The following is a 20,270-nucleotide window of genomic DNA, read 5'->3' on the forward strand; positions in this document are numbered from 1 at the left end:
AATGGGCTTCGCTTCGCGGCGGAGAGCCGATGGCAGAGAGCCCCGACCGTTGGCCGGGGCGCAGGGTTAGAATGCGTATTTGAGTCTCGCCTCCAGGTTACGCTCGGCGCCGAACCAGCAGTTGTTCTGGTCGTAGCAGGAGTAGTAGGTCTTATCAAGCAGGTTGCTGGCGCTCAAGGATGCCTCTACCCCTTTCAGGCTCTGGCTCAGTTCGGCAAGATCGTAGGATGCCGACATGTCCATCAGGACATAATCCGGCACCGTATCGGTATTGGCGGCATCGAGCTCGGCCTCACCCACGTAGCGCAGGCCGGCGCCGACGCGCATGCCCTGCAGGCTGCCGCCGCCATAGTAGTTGCTCCACAGGGAGGCCATCTGCTTGGGTACCCAGACCGGGGTCTTGCCCTGCAGATCCGTGGTGTCCTTGGTGATCTCCATGTCCTGGCGGGTATAGCTCAGCGCCAGATCCAGCTGGTCGGTGATATCCATCCGCCCTTCCAGCTCGATCCCCTTGGAGACGATCTCGCCGGTCTGCAGCTTGGGTCCGTAGATGTTGTCTGGATCCGTCACCAGGGCGTTCTCCTTGGTGATATGGAAGGCGGCGACGGTGAAGGTCTTGCTCATATCCTCGGACAGGAACTTGATGCCCCCCTCCCACTGCTGACCGGTGGAGGGGTCAAACGCCTTGCCGTTCTTGTCCGCACCGGGTACCGGCTCGAAGCTCTCGGCATAGCTCACGTAAGGGGAGAAGCCGTAATCCAGCTCATAGAGGGCGCCGAGACGGAAGGAGAGATTGTCCTGATCTATCTTGGCCAGGGACTGACTGGCCGCTCCCATGTAGAGGCCGCGGCTGTCGGTGTCCATCTGGTAGCTGTCATAACGGGCGCCGCCGATGGCCACCAGCCTGTCCAGGCGCACCTGATCCTGCAGATAGACCCCGGTCTGGGACTGACGAATGACCTTGCGATCCTCATAGGAGAAATTCAGGGCACTCGGCACTATCTGGTTGTGGTTCGGGTTGAACATGTCGATGCTGGGGGCGGAATAGTCGAGGGTATCCTGATAGAGGATGTGCGCATCGAGATACTGGTAATCGACCCCGAGCAGCAGGTTGTGCTGGGCGCTGCCGGTCATCACCTTGCCCGCCAGCTGGTTGTCGATGACAAAGCCGCGGGAATCCTCGTCCGTCAGATAGGCGTTGCGCGCCACGGTGCGGTTGTCCACCGCCAGGGGGGCGTTATAGGTGTTACGCTGATAGGCGGAGGCGTCCATGTAGCGGGCATTTTGCAGCACCTGCCAGTTGTCGTTGAATTCGTGGCTCAGCTTGTAGCCCACCAGGGTCACGTCCCGGTTGTACTCGTTCCAGTTCTCGTCCCCAAGGAAGGTATCGCTGCCAAGCTGCCCCAGGGGGTTGCTCTTGACCGAGCCGCTGGCCGGTACAGTGGTGTAGATGCCGGCTTCCGGATCTTTTTGGTAGTAGAGGTTCAGGTTCAGCAGGGTGCGCTCGCCGAGCTGCCAGTCGAGCGAGGGCGCAAACACGTAGCGCTCCTCTTCCGAGGTCACCGCCTGGCCGTCCTTCTGACGGGCCAGCCCCACCACCCGGTAGGCGAGCTGCTCGTTGATGGCGCCCGTGCTGTCAAAGCTCATCTCTTTGAGGGCACCGGTGCCCGTGGCCACGCTCACGCTGTGTTTGGCGTCCCGCTGGGGGCGCTTGGCGATGAGGTTGACCATGCCACCCGGCGGCATGCTGCCGTAGAGCACGGAGGTCGGCCCCTTGAACACTTCCAGCTGCTCGATGGCCACCGGATCTATCTGGGGTTGCAGGTTCCACTCGTTGTATTGCAGCAGCAGGCCGTCGTAGAAGTTCTGGTAGTTGTCAAAGCCGCGGATATTAAACAGGTCCAGCCGATTGACGGCGCCGCCGCGCAGCTCGGTATTGACGCCGGGCACATAGCGCAGGGCCTCGCTCACCGAGCTGACGCCACGCTGCTCCAGGGTCTCGCTGTCCACCACCGAGATAGCCTGGGGCGTCTCTATGGGGTCGAGCTGGGTCTTGGTCGCCGTGTTGCGATAGGTCTGACCGAGCACGGTCAGGGTCTCGTCGGCCACCTTCTCTGACGATTCAAGGGGCGCGGCGGCCAGGGCTGAGCCTGCCAACAGGGCGGAGATGGTCGCGGCGACCACGGTCAATGGGGGGTGAACAAGTTGCATCTGATCCTCGACTGCCAACTGCATGTGAATAGTAACAAATCTCATTTGCATTTTATTGTTCTATTTCGCCCCTGAATTAACAATTTGGGGCATGTTGGCGGGTCAATGAGGAAGAAATGGCGGTGCATCGGCGCCATCTGACTGCGAAATATGACAAGTGCGCGGAGAGCATATCCAAACGACAATGGTGCAGCCGTTGGGTCAGCGTCGGGCAGCGCGGAGCTGCTACCGGCCAGCGGGCCGGGATCGGATCTTCCATCATGAGGAAATAAGAAACCGAAAAAGCGCCCATTGAACGAATCCAATTTAGAGCTTTGACTCTTTTTTCGTCAATTCACTTGATCCGGGTCAAGCGCTACTGACAGGGATGAAGATAGACTCCCTCCCCCAAAAATCAGCCCGATTTGAGACGATACAAGGCCCCCCGATCGCGCCCATGAACGACATCATCAGCAAAGAACTGCACTGCAATACCCAGCTCAATATCTCCTTTGGCGTGATCATCCTGACCCTGGTCATCAGCATGGCGACCGTCAGCTGCCTCATTCAGCGCTCGGCCGAGCAGACATACCATGCCATCGCCACCACGTTCGTCCACAACATGGCCACCCAGTTTATCGAGCAGCAGTTCAAGCCGCTGGAATACACCCTCAACGAGACCAGCAACTTCATCGACGGGCCCAAACTGGCGGGGTTCCTCGATAAGGAACAGTCCTCCTTGCGCACCGTGCTGATACAAACGTTGTCTATCAACCCGAGCATCACCAGCATCGTCGCCTCCGACCTGCAGGGGCACTTCAATACCGTCCCCTTCCTGCCAGTCGCCACCGATTTCGATGCCACCACCCGGCCCTGGTACAGGTCTTCCACCTCCCGCAGCCTGTTCGTCAACTACAGCGATCACTACACCAATGCGCAGACGGGGCAGCAGACCGTCTCCTTCTCCCAGCTCATCGTCAGTCAGGATGGCTACCCGCTCGGCACCCTGGCCATGGATCTCAATCTCGAGCACCTGAGCTATCCCCTGCGCCAGTTGAAGAGCCCGCTCAAGGGAGAGTTCTACGTGGTGGACAGGGCCGGCGACATTTTGCTGCACTCGGATGTGAGCAACCTGTTTCGCCACAGCGTCGATCCTGCCCTCATCGGCAAGATGACCAATGGGGAAGATCACCTCCATGATCCGCAGACCCAAACCCACGTTTATTACTACTCCTTCTCCAACCCGGACTGGTTTGTCATCTATACCGTCAGCGATGCCGACTTCAACAGCGCCACCCGAGCCGATGCCTACCTGCTGCTGATCGCCATTCCGGTCTGCCTGCTGATCTGCCTGCTGTGCTGGGGCTCCCTGCGCAACTGCTTCAACAAGATGATCATCCAGATAGTCGCCATGCTGCGCATCGGTCGCATCGATCTGGACAAGCCCGACAACCTGCTGCGCCAGGAGATCCAGAGCGGCCACGATCAGATGCAGGAGGCGGTCACCGCCTCCACCACGGATGCCCTCACCGGCCTGTTCAATCGCCGCAGCTTCGATCAGGATCTCAGAGCCTGCGTCGACAACGGCCAGCCCTTCTTCCTCGGCATGGTCGATCTGGACAACTTCAAGGCCATCAATGACAAACGGGGGCACCTGATGGGGGATACGGTACTCAAAACCGTGGCGCAAGAGGGGATGCAGGGTGCCGGCAAACGGGCCAACCTCTATCGCTATGGCGGCGAGGAGCTGGCACTCCTCATCCCGGGTGACAACAAGAACTCGGCCATCGCCCTGCTCGAGCACTGGCGCCAACGGGTCGAAACCCGCCAGTGGCGTGAGGCGGATCTGGTAGTGACCTTCTCCGCCGGCCTCGGTCAATGGCAACAAGAATCCATCTCACAGCTGATCGAGAAGGTTGATCAGTCCCTGTATGAGGCCAAGCGGAGTGGCAAGAATCGGGTGCACTATGCCGACTGAAACCCTCAAGCAACGACTGCGTCTGGCCGCCCTGCTCGGCATCGGCCTGCTGATCGCGCTGACCGTCCTCAACCTGATGCAGGCGGCCACGGGCCTTCGCAAGGACAGCGAGCGCAGCCTGCGCCATGCCGAGGCCATGATCGACGCCGCCATCGATGACAGTCAGGCCCTGATCGAAGCGGCCCGCCCCCTGGTCGGGCGCGCCTGCAAGGAGAACACGCTGGCGCTGCGGGATCTCACCATCGCCTCCCCCTACGCCCGGGCGCTCTATGTGCTGGAGGGCAACCGCCTGCTCTGCACCACTCTGCACAGGCCCATACAGGCGCAGAACCTGCCAGACTACCTCCTCGGCAAGCAGGACCTGATCCTGGCGAGCCACAGCCCCATCACGGGCCAGACCGCCATCCTCTATCGCAAGCAGCTCGGCAAGCGCACCCTCTTGGCCGAACTGGACGGCTTTCACATCTTCGGCGCCCTGCAAGCCGTCATGGGGGAGGAGAACCTCTTCTTCATCCTGGGAGACAGGGCGCTCGACGGCCATGGCATGACCCTCTCTGCCGCCCCCTTGCTGCAAGACGAGCACAAGCTGTTGTCCAGCTCCCCTGAGGGGCATCCCTATCGGCTGGTGGCCCTCAACGGTTTGCCACAGATCCTGGCCTTCGCCTGGGATTACAACCGGGACACCCTGCTCGCCACCCCCGTGCTGGCGCTGCTGCTGGGGCTGCTCACCTTTCATCTGAGCGGCCGGGGCGGCTCACCGCGCCGCGAGCTGGCCCGCGCCCTGGCGGCCCGTGAGTTCATCCCCTATATGCAACCCGTCATGAACAGCCAGGGCGCCCTGTGTGGCTTCGAGGTGCTGATGCGCTGGCGCCATCCGGAGCAGGGCATGATAGCCCCCGGCAACTTCATCCCGCTGGCGGAAGAGTGCGGCTACATAGTGCCCATGACCCGTCAGCTGATGGAGCAGACCCTGGACTACCTGCTCAAGGTGGCCGACCGGCTGCCACCCGGCTTTCACGTGGCCATCAATGTCTGTGCCCAGCACTTCAAAAATGAGGATATCGTTGCCGAGTGTCGCGCCTTCCTGACGGCCCTCGCGGGCCACGACATCCGGCTGGTGCTGGAGCTCACCGAGCGGGAGATGCTCGATGGGGATGCCCGGACCCTGAGCATCTTCGATGCCCTGGATGAGATTGGGGTGCTGGTAGCCATCGATGACTTCGGCACGGGTCACTCCAGCCTCTCTTATCTGCAAAAGTTCCATGTGGACATCATCAAGATCGATCGCAGCTTCATCAAGGGCATTCAGGAGGAGGGACCCTCTCGCCTCATCGTCGAGAACATATTGGATCTCGCCCGCAGGATGGAGGTGGCGCTGGTGGCCGAGGGGGTGGAGACCGCGGCCCAGGTGGAGATGGTGCGCCGCTATGACATCGATTTTCAGCAGGGCTTCTACTTCGCCAAACCCCTGCCGCCGGCCGAGTTCAGCCAGCACTTTCTGCCCCAGACCTGATCCCCCTCTTCACTCGCCCCCAGAGAGGAGAATTCACCCCTCACAGGGGGCGACGGGCAGCCAGTACTCCATGCGGGCATCCGCCTGCGCCCCGTTGAAGTGGGGGCCGTAGCGCTCCAGCTCGAAGCCATCCAGCCCCCGATAATGGGAGCCGGGCAGCCAGTGCAGGATGAACCAGTTGAGGGTCTCTGCCAGTTGATGGATGGGGCCCACGTGGGTGAGCACCGCATACTCCTGGGGCGGGACGGCCAGTCGGGCGAGTCCGGCGGGCAAGATGGCGCCTTCCGTCGCCGCCACCCCGGCCCAATAGGGCAGCGCCTCCCCCGCCGCCGACACCTCTACCACTCCCAGCAGCTCGCTGGTCACCGGCAGGCCTGCCGCCTGGGCCGCGCGCCAGATGGCGGGAACCGTCTGGTGGAAATCGGGTTCCTCTGCAAACAGCCCCCGGATCTCCCCCCTGACCCCATGCAGCACGAAGCCGGGTCGGCTCTCGACCCTCAGTTGCACCCATTTCGAGGCGCAGGCCTGGGGCGTCTGGGCACGCACCAGCGGCATGGCGAGGCCCAGCCGCTGTCCCCGTTTGCGATAGGCAAGGGGCGAGCAGCCAAAGTGCTGCTTGAAGGCGCGGCTGAAGCTCACCTCCGAGCCAAAGCCATAGCAGAGCGCCAGATCCAGCACCCGCTCCCGCCCCGAGAGCAGCGCCTCTGCCGCCTGACTCAGCTTCAACTCGCGCACATAGTGGGCCACCGTCAGCCCGGTCTCGTGCTGGAACACCCGTTGCAACTGCCAGCGCGACCAGCAGCTCTGCTCCGCCAGCTGCTCCAGGGAGAGGGGCTCATCCAGATGGGTATGGATGTAGTCGAGCACCCGCTCGATGCGGGTGAACTGGGGGCGAGCCGCCGGCACCGGGCCGGGCTCGGGGAGGAATAGGGATGCGGTCATGATGGGATCTCTGCCTGCGAAGGTTCAGCCTCCGTTCAGGGAGTGCACATTTAACATGGCCGCCGCCCCGGCGGCAAGGGTCCAGGCGGCGCTATCTCCCTGCGGCGCAAGGTCAGGGCCCGCTCCTTGTCACAAAAGTGACGCCTCTCTCTGCCAGATTGTTTGAAAACAGATCTATCAATTGGTCGGCAAACACCATAAGGTCTTCATTCGAACCCAAATATTGCAGGGAGTGCAACCATGAAGAGAATCGCCTTGATCACCGGAGCCCGCGGCGGCATCGGCTCCGCCATCACCACGGCCCTGCTGGCGCAGGACTATCGCATCATCGCCACCCACTCCAGCGCCAACGCGGCGGCCGCCCACGACTGGTACGAGGCGCAAGGCTATCACCCCGAGCGGGTGCGGCTGCTGGCGCTGGACGTGGCCGACACCGCCATGTGCCGCGAGACCCTGGGCCAGCTGCTGCGTGAGGAGGGCCGCATCGACGTGCTGGTCAACAACGCCGGCATCACCCGGGATGGCGCCTTCAAGCGCATGGCCCCCGAGCAGTGGTTCGAGGTGATCCACACCAACCTGTGCAGCCTCTACAACGTGACCCAGCCGCTGTTCGACGCCATGTGCGAGCAGCGCGATGCCCGCATCATCAACATCTCCTCGGTCAACGGCCAGAAGGGCCAATTCGGCCAGGTCAACTACTCGGCGGCCAAGGCGGGCATGCTGGGCTTCACCAAGGCGCTGGCGGCGGAGGGGGCGCGCTTCGGGGTCACGGTCAACGCCATCGCCCCCGGCTACACCGCCACCCCCATGGTGGAGGCGATCCGTACCGACATCCTCGACAGCATCAAGGCGGACATCCCCATGCGCCGTCTCGCCAAGCCGGAGGAGATAGCCGCCGCCGTGGTCTTCCTCGCCAGCGAAGCGGGGGCCTATATCACGGGAGAGACGCTGGCCATCAACGGCGGTCTCTACATGAAGTAGCCCCGCCATGCCCGGGCGGCTCGGCGCCCTTCCCCCAGCGGGTTGCCGGGCCGCCCTTTGCCACCTGGCCGCCTGTCTAGAGCGAATGGGCAGCGCCCGCCCCCTGGGGCTCGTCGAAGTGACGGCGCAGGGCGGCGATCACCCGCCGCACCTTCTCCGGGATCTCCCGCTGGGGGGTGATGGCATGTATCTCCATGGGGGGCACCCGAAAGCCCGGCAACAGCTCCAGCAGTTGGCCAGAGGCGAGATCCTCGGCTATCTCCCCCTCAGGTTGCAGCGAGATCCCCTGCCCCGCCAGGGTGAACTGGCGAAGCGGCAGCACGTTGTTGCACAGTACCCTGGGCTTGGGTCTCACCTTGTGGCCCTGCCCCTTCTCATCGAGCAGCATCAGGCCACCGCCGAGCAGGTCCGACGCCAGCCAGTCATGGGCCAGCAGATCCTCCGGGGTGCGCGGTGTGCCCTTGCGGGCGAGATAGGCAGGTGAGGCGCAGAGCAGCATGCGGGTCTGCCCCAGCCGACGCGCCACCAGGCTGGAATCGGACAGGGTGCCGACCCGCAGCGCCACGTCGATGCGCTCGGCAATGAGATCCCGCTTGCCATCGTCGGCGATGATCTGGATGCAGAGGCCAGGGTGGGCCTGCAGCAGCGGCGACAGCGCCCGTGCCAGGGGCTGGCCGGCCATACCCACCGGTGCCGTGATCCGCACCTCGCCGAGCAGGCTGTCGCGTACCTCGGACAGGCGCAGCTCGGTTTGATTGAGGGTCTGTTGCAGGGCCTGGCAGCCCTGCCACACCACCTCCCCCGCCTCGGTCAGGTTGAGACGGCGGGTGGAGCGGTGCAGCAGGGTGAGGCCGAGCAGGGCCTCCAGCTGACTGATGTGCTGGCTGACGGCGGAGGGGGTCATGCCGAGGGCCTTGGCGGCCCCGGTCATGGTGCCCGCCTCCACCACGGCGGCGAAGATGGCGTAGCGTCTTAGCTGATCCATTATTAAATCCAGCTTACAAGTGAATGCATTTTATAGTGGATTATTAAATCACATCCGGGGGCGTAGGATGACCCCATTCCAACAGTGAAGGAGAATCCCCATGAAAATTGCCCTGATCGGTGCCAGCGGTTTTGTCGGCGCAGCCATCCTCAACGAAGCCATCGACCGTGGCCACAGCGTCACCGCCCTGGTACGCGATGTGAGCAAGATAGCGCCCCATCCCCGGGTCCACGCCGTGGCGGTGGACGCCCAGGATCCCAAGGCCCTGGCCGAGGCGCTCAAGGGACACGATCGGGTGATCAGTGCCTACAACCCGGGCTGGAGCGTGCCGGATATCTACGAGCAGTACCTCAAGGGCGCCAGCGCCATCGTCAGCGCGGCCGTGGCGGCGAACAGTTGGCTGCTGGTCATCGGCGGTGCCGGCAGTCTGGAGATTGCCCCCGGCGTGCAACTGGTGGATACCCCTGACTTCCCGGCCGAGTGGAAGCAAGGGGCGCTGGCCGCCCGCGACGGCCTCACGGCGCTGCGCCGTGAAACCCGCCTCGACTGGCGCTTTGTCTCCCCCCCTGTGTTCCTCGAACCCGGCGAGAAACGCGGCGGCTACCAGCTCGGCGGCGATCAGGTGCTGTTTAGCGGCGACAAGCCCGCCGGCATCACGGTCGGCGATCTGGCCGATGGGGTGATGAACGAGGTGGAGCAACCGGCTCACCTGCGCCAGCGCTTCACCCTGGGCTACTGATCTTCCCAGGCCCCTGACGCCACGTCCGAGGGCAGCTAGAAACACCATAGAAACGAGGGGGGCTAATGCCTCCCTCCTTGTTTTTCTTATCCAACAGCAGGTTTATCTGCCTGCCTCGCCCCTGTCAGCCAAAGCATCTGGCGCCAGCCTCTCAGAAGGACAAAGCCGCGCCCATCCTGGCCTCGAGGCCGTTCAAGCCACCCCTCCCGAACATAAAACGAATTCCATTTCGATTTTTGTATATAACTAAGAATAATTCGTTGTTTTGCCGTTATAACTTCGAACCTTAGTATCACCTCAAGCCAGTGGCTTACCGCTCGAGTTCGGCCCCAGGCCACCGGCGGCGCACCACTAAAACGGACAAGACGCCCGGATCTGACCGCGTGAGGAGATGCACATGGAAAACGTATCACTGCCCATCATCGATTTTGCCGCCCTGAGTGGCGCCCCTGAGGCTCGTCGCCAGATGCTGGCAAGGCTCGGCCAGGCGGCGCGGGAGGTGGGTTTCTTCTATCTGACCGGCCATGGCCTGAGCGAGGCCGATCAGAAAGCAACCCTGGGGCTGGCGGCGCGCTTCTTCGCCCTGCCGGAGCAGGAGAAGCGGTCGGTGCAGATGGTGCACTCCCCTCATTTTCGCGGTTACAACCAGGTGGGGGCCGAGCTGACCCGCGCCAGACCGGACAGGCGCGAGCAGTTTGACATCATGGGCGAGGAGACGGCGATCGGCGCATATGCGCTGCACCAGCCCTGGCAGCGACTGACCGGCCCCAACCAGTGGCCCGCCGCCCTGCCGGAGATGAAGACACATTTATTAGATTGGCAGGAGCGCCTGACCGACATCACCCTGGGCCTGCTCTCGGCCTTCGCCGAGGTGCTGGAGCAGCCGGCGGACGTGTTCGATGCCAGCATCCGCGGCGCCCCCTATCAGCACATGAAGCTGATCCACTACCCGGGCCGGGAAGCGGGCAGCAGTGACCAGGGGGTCGGCGCCCACAAGGATCCGGGCTACCTGACCCTGGTGATGCAAGACAATCAATCCGGCCTGGAAGTGGAGACGGCAAATGGCTGGATCTCGGCGCCGCCCCTGGCGGGGGCCCTGGTGGTCAACATAGGCGAGCTGCTGGAGCTGGCCTCCAACGGCTATCTCAAGGCGACCCTGCACCGGGTGGTGAGCCCGCCCCCCGGCGTCTCGCGCCTCTCCTGCGCCTTCTTTATGGCGGCAAGGCTGGACGCCACAGTGCCGCTGCTGTCCCTTTCACCTGAGCTGGCCGCCCAGGCGCAGGGGCCGGAGAGCGATCCCACCAACCCGCTCTTCTATCAGGTGGGGGAGAACGTGCTCAAGGGCCGGCTGCGCTCCCACCCGGACGTGGCAGCGCGCCACTATGGGCAGCCTGATGGCGCGGCTCAGGGGATACGGGACAAGGCGCAAGAGCCTATACCAGCCTGATGAAGAGAAGTGCCAAAATAGAGGCACAGACACGCATTTAAGTAGGGCGCCATCGGGGCGCCCTTGCGGCTCGACCAGCGGCCACAGGCAAACCCGAACACCTGTGCCGAGCCAATCATTATCCAACACAGAACAAGCGCGCCAGCACCCTGGCGTGACGGAGAAAACAATGAAATTCAAGACCATGAGCGTGCACAGCGGCCAGCGTATCGATCCCCAGACCGGCGCCCTCACCACTCCCCTCTACCAGAGCAGCACCTTCAGCTACTTCAATGCCCAGGCGGGCAAGGAGCGCTTCGCAGGCCAGGCTCCCGGTTTTATCTACAGCCGCTTTGGCAACCCCACCACGGCGGAGCTTGAGCAGAAACTGGCTGCGCTGGAGGGGGCCGACGAGGCGCTGGTGGTGGCGAGCGGCATGGCAGCGGTGAGCGCCATCATGTATGCCCTGGCGGACAGCGGTGACGAGGTGGCCTACATAGGCCCGCTCTACGGCGGCACAGATGCCTTCTTGAAGCAGACCTTCAGCCGCGCCGGCATCCGGGTCACCGCCTATGAGAGCGATCAGGATCTGTTGGCCAACATCAGTCCCGCCACCAAGGTGGTGCTGTTCGAGACGCTGACCAACCCCACCCTCAAGGTGGTGGATCCGCGCATCGTCGTGCAGGCGGCCCGCAAGGTGGGCGCCATCAGCGTCTGTGACAACACCTTCCTCACCCCCTATCTGCTGCGCCCGCTGGAGCTTGGCATCGATATCGTGATGCACAGCGGCACCAAGTATCTCGGTGGTCACGGCGACATCATCGCCGGTGTGGTGGCCGGCTCCCACGCCCTGATGAAGTCCATCCGCACCGTGGCACTCAAGCACATCGGCTCCCCCATAGGCCCGCAAGAGGCCTATCTGCTGCAACGCGGGGTCAAGACCCTGCCCCTGCGCATGGATGCCCATCTGCACAATGCCCAGAAGGTGGCCGACTTCCTGGCCGCTCACCCGGCGGTGAAGAAGGTGATCTACCCGGGGCTCGCGAGCCACCCGGGCCACGACGCCCTCGGCGCCTTCGCCAGCGGCTTTGGCGGCATGGTGAGCATAGAGCTGGAAGGGGGCTTTGCCCGTTGCGCCACCCTGCTCGACAACCTGCAACTGTTCGTGCAGGCGGTGAGCCTCGGGGATCTCGAGAGTCTGGCCTGCCATCCGGCCAGCACCACCCACGCCGCCATGGACGAGGCGAGCCGGCTCGCCGCCGGAGTGAATGACGACCTCATTCGCTTCAGCATCGGGGTGGAAGATGCCGACGATCTCATCGCCGATCTGGCGGCGGCGCTGGCGCTGATCTGACCTTGAGTGCCTTGCCAAAGCCGTCCTCGACGGAGGTCAAAGACAAGGCGGCTATAAAACGCAAAAGGCGCAGAAAACAAAAAGGGAAGGCTTAGCCTTCCCTTTTTTATACCGAAAAATTCGACTTTTACGTGACAACACACCACACAACAACACTTAAGTAGCATAAAGCGTTGCTACTAGATACCTGATGAGAATGGGTCGGCCCTCGGACTCCCCTTCCCCGACCTGGCTCAAGCGTCGTGATAGTCCTGGCAAGCGCTCAGGGTGTTCTCCATCAGGCTGGCCACCGTCATGGGGCCCACACCACCGGGCACCGGCGTGATAAAGGCCGCATGGCTGCGCGCCGTTTCAAACTCCACGTCTCCGACCAAAGAGCCGTCGGCCAGGCGGTTGATGCCCACATCGATCACCAGAGCGCCGGGCTTGACCCACTCCCCCGGGATGAAGTTCGGCTTGCCCACCGCCACCACCAATAGATCGGCGCGGCGCACCTGGGCCTCCAGATCCTGGGTGAAGCGATGGCAAGTGGTGGTGGTGCAACCCGCCAGCAGCAGCTCCAGGGTCATGGGGCGGCCCACGATATTGGAGGCACCGACCACCACAGCATGCAGGCCGTGGGTCTTGACCCCGGTCGCCTCGATCAGGGTCATGATGCCCTTGGGAGTGCAGGGGCGCAGGGCCGGGATGCGCTGGGCCAGGCGGCCCACGTTGTAGGGATGGAAGCCATCCACATCCTTGTCGGGACGAATGCGCTCGAGCAACTGGGTGGTGTCGCAGTGCGCCGGCAGGGGCAACTGCACCAGGATCCCGTCCACCTCGGCGTCCTCATTGAGCTTGTCGATCAGGGCCAGCAACTCTTCCTGGCTCGCATCGGCGCTCAAGTCATAGGAGCGGGAGACAAAGCCCACCTCTTCACAGGCACGACGCTTGCTGCCGACATAGACCTGGGAGGCCGGATCCATCCCCACCAGGATCACCGCCAGTCCAGGGGCCCGTTTGCCCAACGCGACGCGCTGTTGGACCTGTGCGGCGACCTGGCTGCGAATCGTTTGCGCAACCTGTTTTCCATCAATGATTTTGGCAGACATCGTTCTTCACTCATCCTGTGTTCAACTGCGCGCATTGTCGCATTTTTTTGGCGCGGGTGTTAGCGGCTCTCGCCTGGCGGGCAATAAGTAGGCACTTGAATTTACTGGCGGAAAAAGTCATTGACGCTGGCTTTCTCGCTTGGGTATTATGCCCGCCCGTTGCCCAGTGGTGCCGTCATCGGTATGCTGGACAGTGAAATTTCGGTGATTAGCGCAGCCCGGTAGCGCATCTGGTTTGGGACCAGAGGGTCAAAGGTTCGAATCCTTTATCACCGACCAGGTTCATCGAGGAGTCCCTGATTTCTCGATACAGAGCGCCCTTAGCTCAGTCGGATAGAGCAACGGCCTTCTAAGCCGTGGGTCGCAGGTTCGAATCCTGCAGGGCGCGCCATTAATGTGAGGCTTTCTAAGCGAACATTAACGGCCAATTTCAGTGGTGGCTGTAGCTCAGTTGGTAGAGTCCCGGATTGTGATTCCGGTTGTCGTGGGTTCGAGCCCCATCAGCCACCCCATTATTCTGTTTGTGCCGCGTGCGGCCAACAGCCGTCAGTCTGACTGACCGCATGCCCTCCTCGGCATGCACTCAAAACCGGCCTAGCGCCGGTTCTTTGTTATCTGCGTCAAAGCAGGGCTAGCCATCCAGCTCGGCCCTGGTCCTCTTCTCCCCTGCTACTTCTTCTACCCAGATCATCCTTCCCTGTTCTGCCTCTTTATCTGCCTGCCAGCTGCCACCAAACAGCCAGTGCATATGCCCCGCCATCCTCGCTCGCCGCCCAGGCCTGCCTGTCCATCCTGTCTATATCACTTCGAACCAGTTGCGAAAAGATGAATAAAATATCCAACAATTCAGGTGGTTAGTACCAAGCTCACAGAATCTGACGCAAGCCTTGCCAACGCCTGGCCTATCCCGGCTCACAATGATGTAGCGCAAGTTTTGCGGTGTAACCCTGTGATACTGATTAAGAAGTGAATAACAGCCTCTGTTGGTCACCCTGTCTGCATATTGCCCGCCGCAGCCCAGCGTCGAAGCAAGTACGCGCCCCAGCAATGGAGGCAAAAGCGTCCAATGCCGCAGATTGACGAGGGCGCCGTGCCATTCCGACCTGGCAAGTGTGAATATATTGTTAAAATAGATAGGCTTAATCCATTTCTTCGCGAGTCATTCGTATCGTGGATGAACAAGATTATGAAAAATAAGGATTAATTGATCGCAGCCGAGTCTCGACATGGCCTGAGCTGCGAAACAGCGCCACATCGCAATGTGGAAATTTTTCCCATACTGACATCGTGAGCTTTGAAACGACTGCCAAGGAGAGACCGAGATGAGTGAAGAAAGCAAATGCCCTTTCAACCACACCGCCGGCGTCGGCCGAACCAACCGTGACTGGTGGCCGAACCAGCTGCGCCTGGATCTGCTGCACCAGCATTCCGCCAGCTCAGACCCCATGGGCAACGACTTTGACTACGTCAAGGCGTTCGAAAGCCTGGACTACAAGGCCCTCAAGAAGGATCTGGTCAAGCTGATGACCGACTCCCAGGATTGGTGGCCGGCAGACTTTGGCCACTACGGCCCTCAATTTATCCGCATGGCCTGGCACGCCGCCGGCACCTATCGCACCACGGATGGCCGTGGCGGCGGCGGTCGCGGCCAACAACGCTTCGCCCCCCTCAACAGCTGGCCGGACAACGTCAACATCGACAAGTCACGCCGCCTGCTCTGGCCCATCAAGCAGAAATACGGCAGCCAGATCTCCTGGGCCGATCTCTTGATCCTCGCTGGCAACGTTGCGCTGGAATCCATGGGATTCCGCACCTTCGGCTTCGGTGGCGGACGAGCGGATGTCTGGGAGCCGGATCAGGACGTCAACTGGGGGGATGAGATCGCCTGGCTCGGGGTCGATCCGGATCGGGTCAAGGGGGATCGTGAACTCACCGCCCCCTTCGGCGCCACCCACATGGGCCTGATCTACGTCAACCCGGAGGGACCGAACGCCAGCGGCGACTACATGGAGGCCGCCAAGGACATCCGCTCCACCTTCGGTCGCATGGCCATGAATGACGAGGAGACCGTCGCCCTTATCGCCGGTGGTCACACCTTCGGTAAGGCCCACGGCGCCGCGCCGGAATCCCACAAGGGGCCGGAGCCGGAAGCCGCACCGATCGAGGCCCAAGGCCTCGGCTGGATGAGTAACTACGGCAGCGGCCACGGCAAGGACACCGTCTCGAGCGGTCTCGAAGTAACCTGGACCAAGACCCCGGCCCTTTGGAGCAACAACTTCTTCGAGAACCTGTTCAAGTTCGAGTGGGAGCTGACCAAGTCACCGGCCGGTGCCAAGCAGTGGGTCGCCAAAGATGCGCCGGACATCATCCCGGATGCCCACATCCCCGGCAAATTCCACAAGCCGACCATGCTGACCACGGACCTGACCCTGCGTTTTGACCCCGAGTTTGGCAAGATCTCCCGCCACTTCTACGAGGATCCGCAAGCCTTCGCCGATGCCTTCGCCCGCGCCTGGTTCAAGCTGACCCACCGCGACATGGGCCCGGTAGCCCGCTACCTGGGACCGGAAGTACCAAAAGAGGAGCTGATCTGGCAAGACCCCATCCCCGCCGTCAATCACGAACTGGTGGGTGAGAAGGACGTGGCGGCCCTCAAGGAGAAGATCCTGGCCTCCTCCCTCTCGGTCTCCGAGCTGGTCTCCACCGCCTGGGCGTCTGCGGCCAGCTTCCGTGGCTCAGACAAGCGCGGTGGCGCCAACGGTGCCCGCATCCGCCTCGCCCCGCAAAAGGATTGGGCGGTCAACCAGCCGGCCCAACTGGCCAAGGTGCTCAAGGCCCTCGAGGGGATCCAGCAAGGGTTCAACGCCTCGGCTACCGGTGGCAAGAAGGTGTCACTGGCGGATCTGATCGTGCTGGCGGGCAACGTCGGCGTCGAGCAGGCGGCGAAGAAGGCGGGAGTCACAGTAACAGTGCCGTTCGCCCCGGGCCGGATGGATGCCTCCCAGGCGCAGACCGACGTCGAGGCGTTCGCCGTGCTCGAGCCCCAGGCCGATGGGTTCCGTAACTATCTGGGCGGCGACTATGCCCACTTCTCGGAATCCCTGCTGGTGGACAAGGCGCAGTTGCTGACCCTGAACGCCCCCGAAATGACGGTACTGGTGGGCGGCATGCGTGTGCTTGGCACCAACGCAGGCTCCCAGCATGGGGTACTGACCACTCAGCCCGGCACCCTCTCCAACGACTTCTTCGTCAACCTGCTCGACATGGGCACCGAGTGGAAGCCGACGGCGGACAAGGGGGTCTACACGGGCCATGATCGCAAGAGCGGCAAGGCCAAGTGGACCGGCACCCGGGTCGATCTGGTGTTCGGCTCGAACTCTCAACTGAGGGCGCTGGCCGAGGTGTACGCGAGCGCGGATGCCAAGGAGAAGTTTGTGAAGGACTTCGTCGGCGCCTGGACCAAGGTGATGAACCTGGACCGTTTCGATCTGGCCTGAGGTTAACCCACGGTTCAACCAAAAAGCCCGGTATCACTACCGGGCTTTTTTATCGATGCCGCAGGGAGCCGCCATCACTCTTTTGAGTGCATCAGCAAGCAGCGAGCGCGATGACGAAGGTCATCCCAGGCCGCCTTGCGGGAAACCTGGAGCCGCCCCTTTGGCGTCTGTCGCATCAGCTCGACTTCATCCCAATGAGTGGACATTGTCACCAAACCATGGAATGTTCACGTATGGCACCCAAGTCAGATTCCTCACAAAAACCCTTCTATAGTCATCGGGATAGCATTGCCGCGACCCACATCAGCAAGGATGTTTATATGCCCATCACACGCAGAGAGTTTTACAAACTGGCACTGGGATCCGCCGTCGGCCTGACGGTCTTGAGGCTCCCCACACCGGCATTTGCCGAGGGGCTGTCACTGAAGACGCCACTGCGCCACGGCGCAGGTCAACCTGGGGAAACCGAAGGGGGCCTGCCTCCCGCAGGGGCCGTCAGCTCAATCGATGATTTCGAGTACCAGATCACATACCAGCGGGCCTTCGAGGCCGTCTTGTGGAATATGCCAGCGGTCGCCATCTATAGCTTCAGGCGCGCCGCCTTCGAGCATCTGGGCTTAAAAGACAACGACATCATCGCCTATGCCAAGCCCGCCACCCCGCATCTTGAGGCCATCACGGCCAACAGCACCACCCCCTACATCACGGCCTTCACCGACTTGCAACGCGGCCCTACCGTGCTGGAGGTGCCCGCCGCGGGCCCGGATGGCAGCCTGTATGGGCAGATAGTCGATGCCTGGCAGTTCACCATCGCCGATGTGGGTCCGGCAGGGCTCGACAAGGGCAAGGGCGGCAAGTTTTTGCTGACGCCCCCTGGCTACAGCGGAGCTATCCCGGCCGGCTATCTGCATGTCCCGTCACCCAATTTTCGCGTGGCCTTTGCCTTTCGCTCGGTGCCGGCCCCCGGCAAAACGACGGAAGATGCCTATCACTACTCCAAGCGCCTGCGCATGTATTACCTCTCTGAGGCGAGCAATCCGCCGACCCAGCGCTTCGTCGATCCCGGCAACAAGCGCTACCCCACCCTGCCCTACTACGACGAGCGCCATTTCGACGATCTGAATGCCATTGCCAGTGTCGAGCCCGTGCGCGAGCAGGACAAGGTGATGATGGGGATGCTCTCCTCCCTCGGCATTGGCCGTGGCATGACATTCAACCCCAGCGAGAAAACCAGGAAGGCGCTGCGCCAGGCGGCCATCGATGCCTGGTTCTACATGCAGCATTGGTACGACAATTTCCCGAAAGAGAAGCTCTACTGGCCAGACCGGCACTACGCCTCCCTGTTGCAGGCCGATGACAACAAGACCTTCACCTTCATCTACGAGGATCGCATCGATCTCATCAACCGGGCCGCAGAGTATTTCTGGTGCACCTATATGCCCAAGGTGCTGAGCGATACCCCGGCCACCCAGTACCTGATGTGCCTCGCGGATAACCAAGGCAAGCTGCTGGAAGCGGGTCAGCTCTACAAGCTCACCATCCCGGCCAAGATGCCGGTGAAGCAGTTCTGGGCACTGACGGTTTATAACCGCGACACCATGTCCTTTATCTACAGCGAGAGCGGGCGTACCACCCTCTCCTCCTACGATCTCGACAAGATGGTTAAGAACCCGGACGGCGGCGTCACCCTCTATGTGGGCCCCAAGGCCCCGAGCGAGCTGGCCAACAACTGGATCCCCACCAGCGGCAAACGTCCGCTGCCGGCCATGCGTTTCTATGGCCCGACCGACGAGCTGAACCACAAGACCTTCAAGCTGGCGGATTTCGAGCGCGCATAAAACGTTAAGCATGATTGGGGCACAAGCTCTTGCAGCACATTCTCCACCTGGAAGATGAGATATGAGGCAGGGCGCCCAACGTAAAAAACCGACCCTGAGGTCGGTTTTTTTTATTGCGGATAAGGGCGGGATCCACGGCTCGACAGCTCGATGTCGACATGTCAATTCAGCCCTCTCACGACAATGCATTACACTGCCTTGATATTAAAAAACCTGTATAACCACATGGTTAAATGATACTCGGCGGGATCAATAACAGGTTTTATTCAATCAAGGCAGCATATTAAGCACACCGACTATAGTGTCTCACCGTTGCTGGCGATGACCTGGCGATACCAGTCGAAGCTGCGCTTCTTGCTGCGCGCAAAGCTGCCGCTGCCGTCATCGTTCTTATCCACGTGGATAAAGCCGTAGCGCTTGCTGTATTCACCTGTGGTGAAGGAGACGCAGTCCAGGCAACCCCAGGGGGTGTAGCCCATGACATCTACCCCGTCCTCGACGATGGCGAGTTTCATCTGCTCGATATGGGCGCGCAGGTAGGCGATACGGTAGTCATCATCTATCTCCCCTCGCTCATCTTTCTGATCCCGCGCCCCGAAGCCGTTCTCAACGATAAACAGCGGCTTTTCGTAGCGGCCATAGAGCAGGTTCAGGGTGTAGCGCAGCCCGACCGGGTCTATCTGCCAGCCCCATTCGGAGGCCTGCACATGGGGATTGGGCACGCTGCCCTCGAAGCCCGACAGGGCGGTACCCGTGCCGGCGCCGTGCGCTCGCACCGCGTTGCTCATGTAGTAGCTCAGCCCGATATAATCGGCGCAGCCCGCGCGCAGGATCGCTTCGTCCCCCGCTTCCATGACGATCTGATAGCCCTTGCGCTGCCACTCCTTGCGGATATAGGCGGGGTAATGGCCACGCATGTGCACGTCCCCGAACAGGAAGCGCTCGCGCATGGCGATTTCCGCATACATGACATCGTCCGGGTGGCAGGAGTAGGGATAGAGCGGCACCATGGCCAGCATGCAGCCTATCTGCAAGTCCGGGTTGATCTCGTGGCCCAGGCTGACCACCTTGGCGCTCGCCACGAACTGGTGGTGCAGCACCTGGTACATGCACTCTTCCGGGTTCGGCTCCTGGTTGTAGATGACCCCGGAGCAGCAGTAGCCAAACAGCGGCACCTTCCAGTTGCGCTGGTTGTTGATCTCGTTGAAGGTCATCCAGTATTTGACCTTGTGCTGGTAGCGGCGCAGCACCACCTCGCTAAAGCGCACGAAGCAATCCAGCACGGTGCGGCTCTTCCAGCCGCCGTACTGGGTTACCAGATGGTTCGGCATCTCGAAGTGAGAGAGCGTGATGACGGGCTCGATGCCGTGGCGCAGCAGCTCGTCGAACATGTCGTCATAGAAACGCAGCCCCGCCTCGTTCGGCTCGGCCTCGTCACCCTGCGGGAAGATGCGCGACCAGGCGATGGAGGTGCGAAAACACTTGAAGCCCATCTCGGCAAAGAGTGCTATGTCGTCTCTGTAGCGGTGGTAAAAATCCACCGCCTCGTGGTTGGCGTAGCGACGGCCTTCTTCAATCTGGTCGGTGATGACGCGCTCCACCCCGTGGGCGCCGCTGGTGAGTACATCGACTATGCTAAGCCCCTTGCCACCCTGATCCCAGCCCCCTTCTACCTGGTGGGCGGCGACCGCCCCCCCCCACAGAAACTCTTTCGGCAATGCGTTGTTCATGACTTG

General features: G+C 61.8%; 13 protein-coding genes and 3 tRNA genes. 11 read left to right on the top strand and 5 right to left on the bottom strand.

Annotated elements, in window-relative coordinates; genetic code table 11:
* Positions 1–66: 66 nt before the first annotated feature.
* Complete coding sequence (locus CUC44_RS04970) at positions 67–2,211, bottom strand: TonB-dependent siderophore receptor (RefSeq protein WP_100859118.1); 2,145 nt, start codon at positions 2,209–2,211, stop codon at positions 67–69.
* Between the two features lie 436 nt (positions 2,212–2,647).
* Between CUC44_RS04970 and CUC44_RS04975 the strand changes: the two genes are divergently transcribed.
* Both CUC44_RS04975 and CUC44_RS04980 read left to right on the top strand, forming a co-directional pair.
* Positions 2,648–4,168: a sensor domain-containing diguanylate cyclase gene (locus CUC44_RS04975; RefSeq protein WP_167388783.1), complete on the top strand. Its 1,521-nt coding sequence runs from the start codon at positions 2,648–2,650 to the stop codon at positions 4,166–4,168.
* Positions 4,158–5,681, top strand: a complete 1,524-nt coding sequence (locus CUC44_RS04980) for an EAL domain-containing protein (protein ID WP_167388784.1) — start codon at positions 4,158–4,160, stop codon at positions 5,679–5,681. The genes CUC44_RS04975 and CUC44_RS04980 overlap by 11 nt, the downstream gene beginning before the upstream one ends.
* A gap of 33 nt (positions 5,682–5,714) precedes the next feature.
* On the opposite strand, the gene CUC44_RS04985 is transcribed toward CUC44_RS04980, so the two are convergent.
* Positions 5,715–6,623 carry a helix-turn-helix domain-containing protein gene (locus CUC44_RS04985; protein WP_100858892.1) on the bottom strand — a complete coding sequence of 303 codons (909 nt, stop codon included), beginning with the start codon at positions 6,621–6,623 and terminating at the stop codon, positions 5,715–5,717.
* A gap of 240 nt (positions 6,624–6,863) precedes the next feature.
* Between CUC44_RS04985 and CUC44_RS04990 the strand changes: the two genes are divergently transcribed.
* Positions 6,864–7,604 carry an SDR family oxidoreductase gene (locus CUC44_RS04990; RefSeq protein ID WP_100858893.1) on the top strand — a complete coding sequence of 247 codons (741 nt, stop codon included), beginning with the start codon at positions 6,864–6,866 and terminating at the stop codon, positions 7,602–7,604.
* A gap of 76 nt (positions 7,605–7,680) precedes the next feature.
* Here the strand turns inward: CUC44_RS04990 and CUC44_RS04995 are convergent, their stop codons facing one another.
* Complete coding sequence (locus CUC44_RS04995) at positions 7,681–8,589, bottom strand: LysR family transcriptional regulator (protein WP_100858894.1); 909 nt, start codon at positions 8,587–8,589, stop codon at positions 7,681–7,683.
* 100 nt (positions 8,590–8,689) lie between these two features.
* Between CUC44_RS04995 and CUC44_RS05000 the strand changes: the two genes are divergently transcribed.
* The 3 genes from CUC44_RS05000 (at position 8,690) to CUC44_RS05010 (ending at position 12,108) form a co-directional block, all read left to right on the top strand.
* A complete protein-coding gene (locus CUC44_RS05000; protein ID WP_100858895.1) occupies positions 8,690–9,328 on the top strand; it encodes an NAD(P)-dependent oxidoreductase in 639 nt (212 codons plus the stop codon).
* A gap of 397 nt (positions 9,329–9,725) precedes the next feature.
* Positions 9,726–10,775, top strand: a complete 1,050-nt coding sequence (locus CUC44_RS05005) for an isopenicillin N synthase family dioxygenase (protein WP_100858896.1) — start codon at positions 9,726–9,728, stop codon at positions 10,773–10,775.
* A 169-nt stretch (positions 10,776–10,944) separates the two neighbouring features.
* Positions 10,945–12,108, top strand: coding sequence for a trans-sulfuration enzyme family protein (locus tag CUC44_RS05010; RefSeq protein ID WP_100858897.1), 1,164 nt, complete (start codon positions 10,945–10,947; stop codon positions 12,106–12,108).
* 233 nt (positions 12,109–12,341) lie between these two features.
* On the opposite strand, the gene folD is transcribed toward CUC44_RS05010, so the two are convergent.
* Complete coding sequence (gene folD, locus CUC44_RS05015) at positions 12,342–13,199, bottom strand: bifunctional methylenetetrahydrofolate dehydrogenase/methenyltetrahydrofolate cyclohydrolase FolD (RefSeq protein WP_100858898.1); 858 nt, start codon at positions 13,197–13,199, stop codon at positions 12,342–12,344.
* A gap of 202 nt (positions 13,200–13,401) precedes the next feature.
* On the opposite strand from folD, the gene CUC44_RS05020 reads away from it, so the two are divergent.
* From CUC44_RS05020 to CUC44_RS05040, 5 genes are all read left to right on the top strand, one after another.
* Positions 13,402–13,478: transfer RNA gene (locus CUC44_RS05020), tRNA-Pro, on the top strand.
* 35 nt (positions 13,479–13,513) lie between these two features.
* Positions 13,514–13,590: transfer RNA gene (locus CUC44_RS05025), tRNA-Arg, on the top strand.
* 45 nt (positions 13,591–13,635) lie between these two features.
* A tRNA-His gene (locus tag CUC44_RS05030) sits at positions 13,636–13,711 on the top strand.
* A gap of 810 nt (positions 13,712–14,521) precedes the next feature.
* On the top strand, positions 14,522–16,696 hold the full coding sequence (gene katG / locus CUC44_RS05035) for a catalase/peroxidase HPI (RefSeq protein WP_100858899.1): 2,175 nt from the start codon (positions 14,522–14,524) through the stop codon (positions 16,694–16,696).
* 320 nt (positions 16,697–17,016) lie between these two features.
* A complete protein-coding gene (locus tag CUC44_RS05040) occupies positions 17,017–18,534 on the top strand; it encodes a DUF1254 domain-containing protein (RefSeq protein WP_100858900.1) in 1,518 nt (505 codons plus the stop codon).
* A 296-nt stretch (positions 18,535–18,830) separates the two neighbouring features.
* On the opposite strand, the gene CUC44_RS05045 is transcribed toward CUC44_RS05040, so the two are convergent.
* On the bottom strand, positions 18,831–20,264 hold the full coding sequence (locus CUC44_RS05045) for a 6-phospho-beta-glucosidase (RefSeq protein WP_100858901.1): 1,434 nt from the start codon (positions 20,262–20,264) through the stop codon (positions 18,831–18,833).
* Between the last annotated feature and the right edge of the window lie 6 nt (positions 20,265–20,270).

Source organism: Aeromonas lusitana, from assembly GCF_002812985.1.
Lineage (GTDB): Bacteria > Pseudomonadota > Gammaproteobacteria > Enterobacterales > Aeromonadaceae > Aeromonas > Aeromonas lusitana.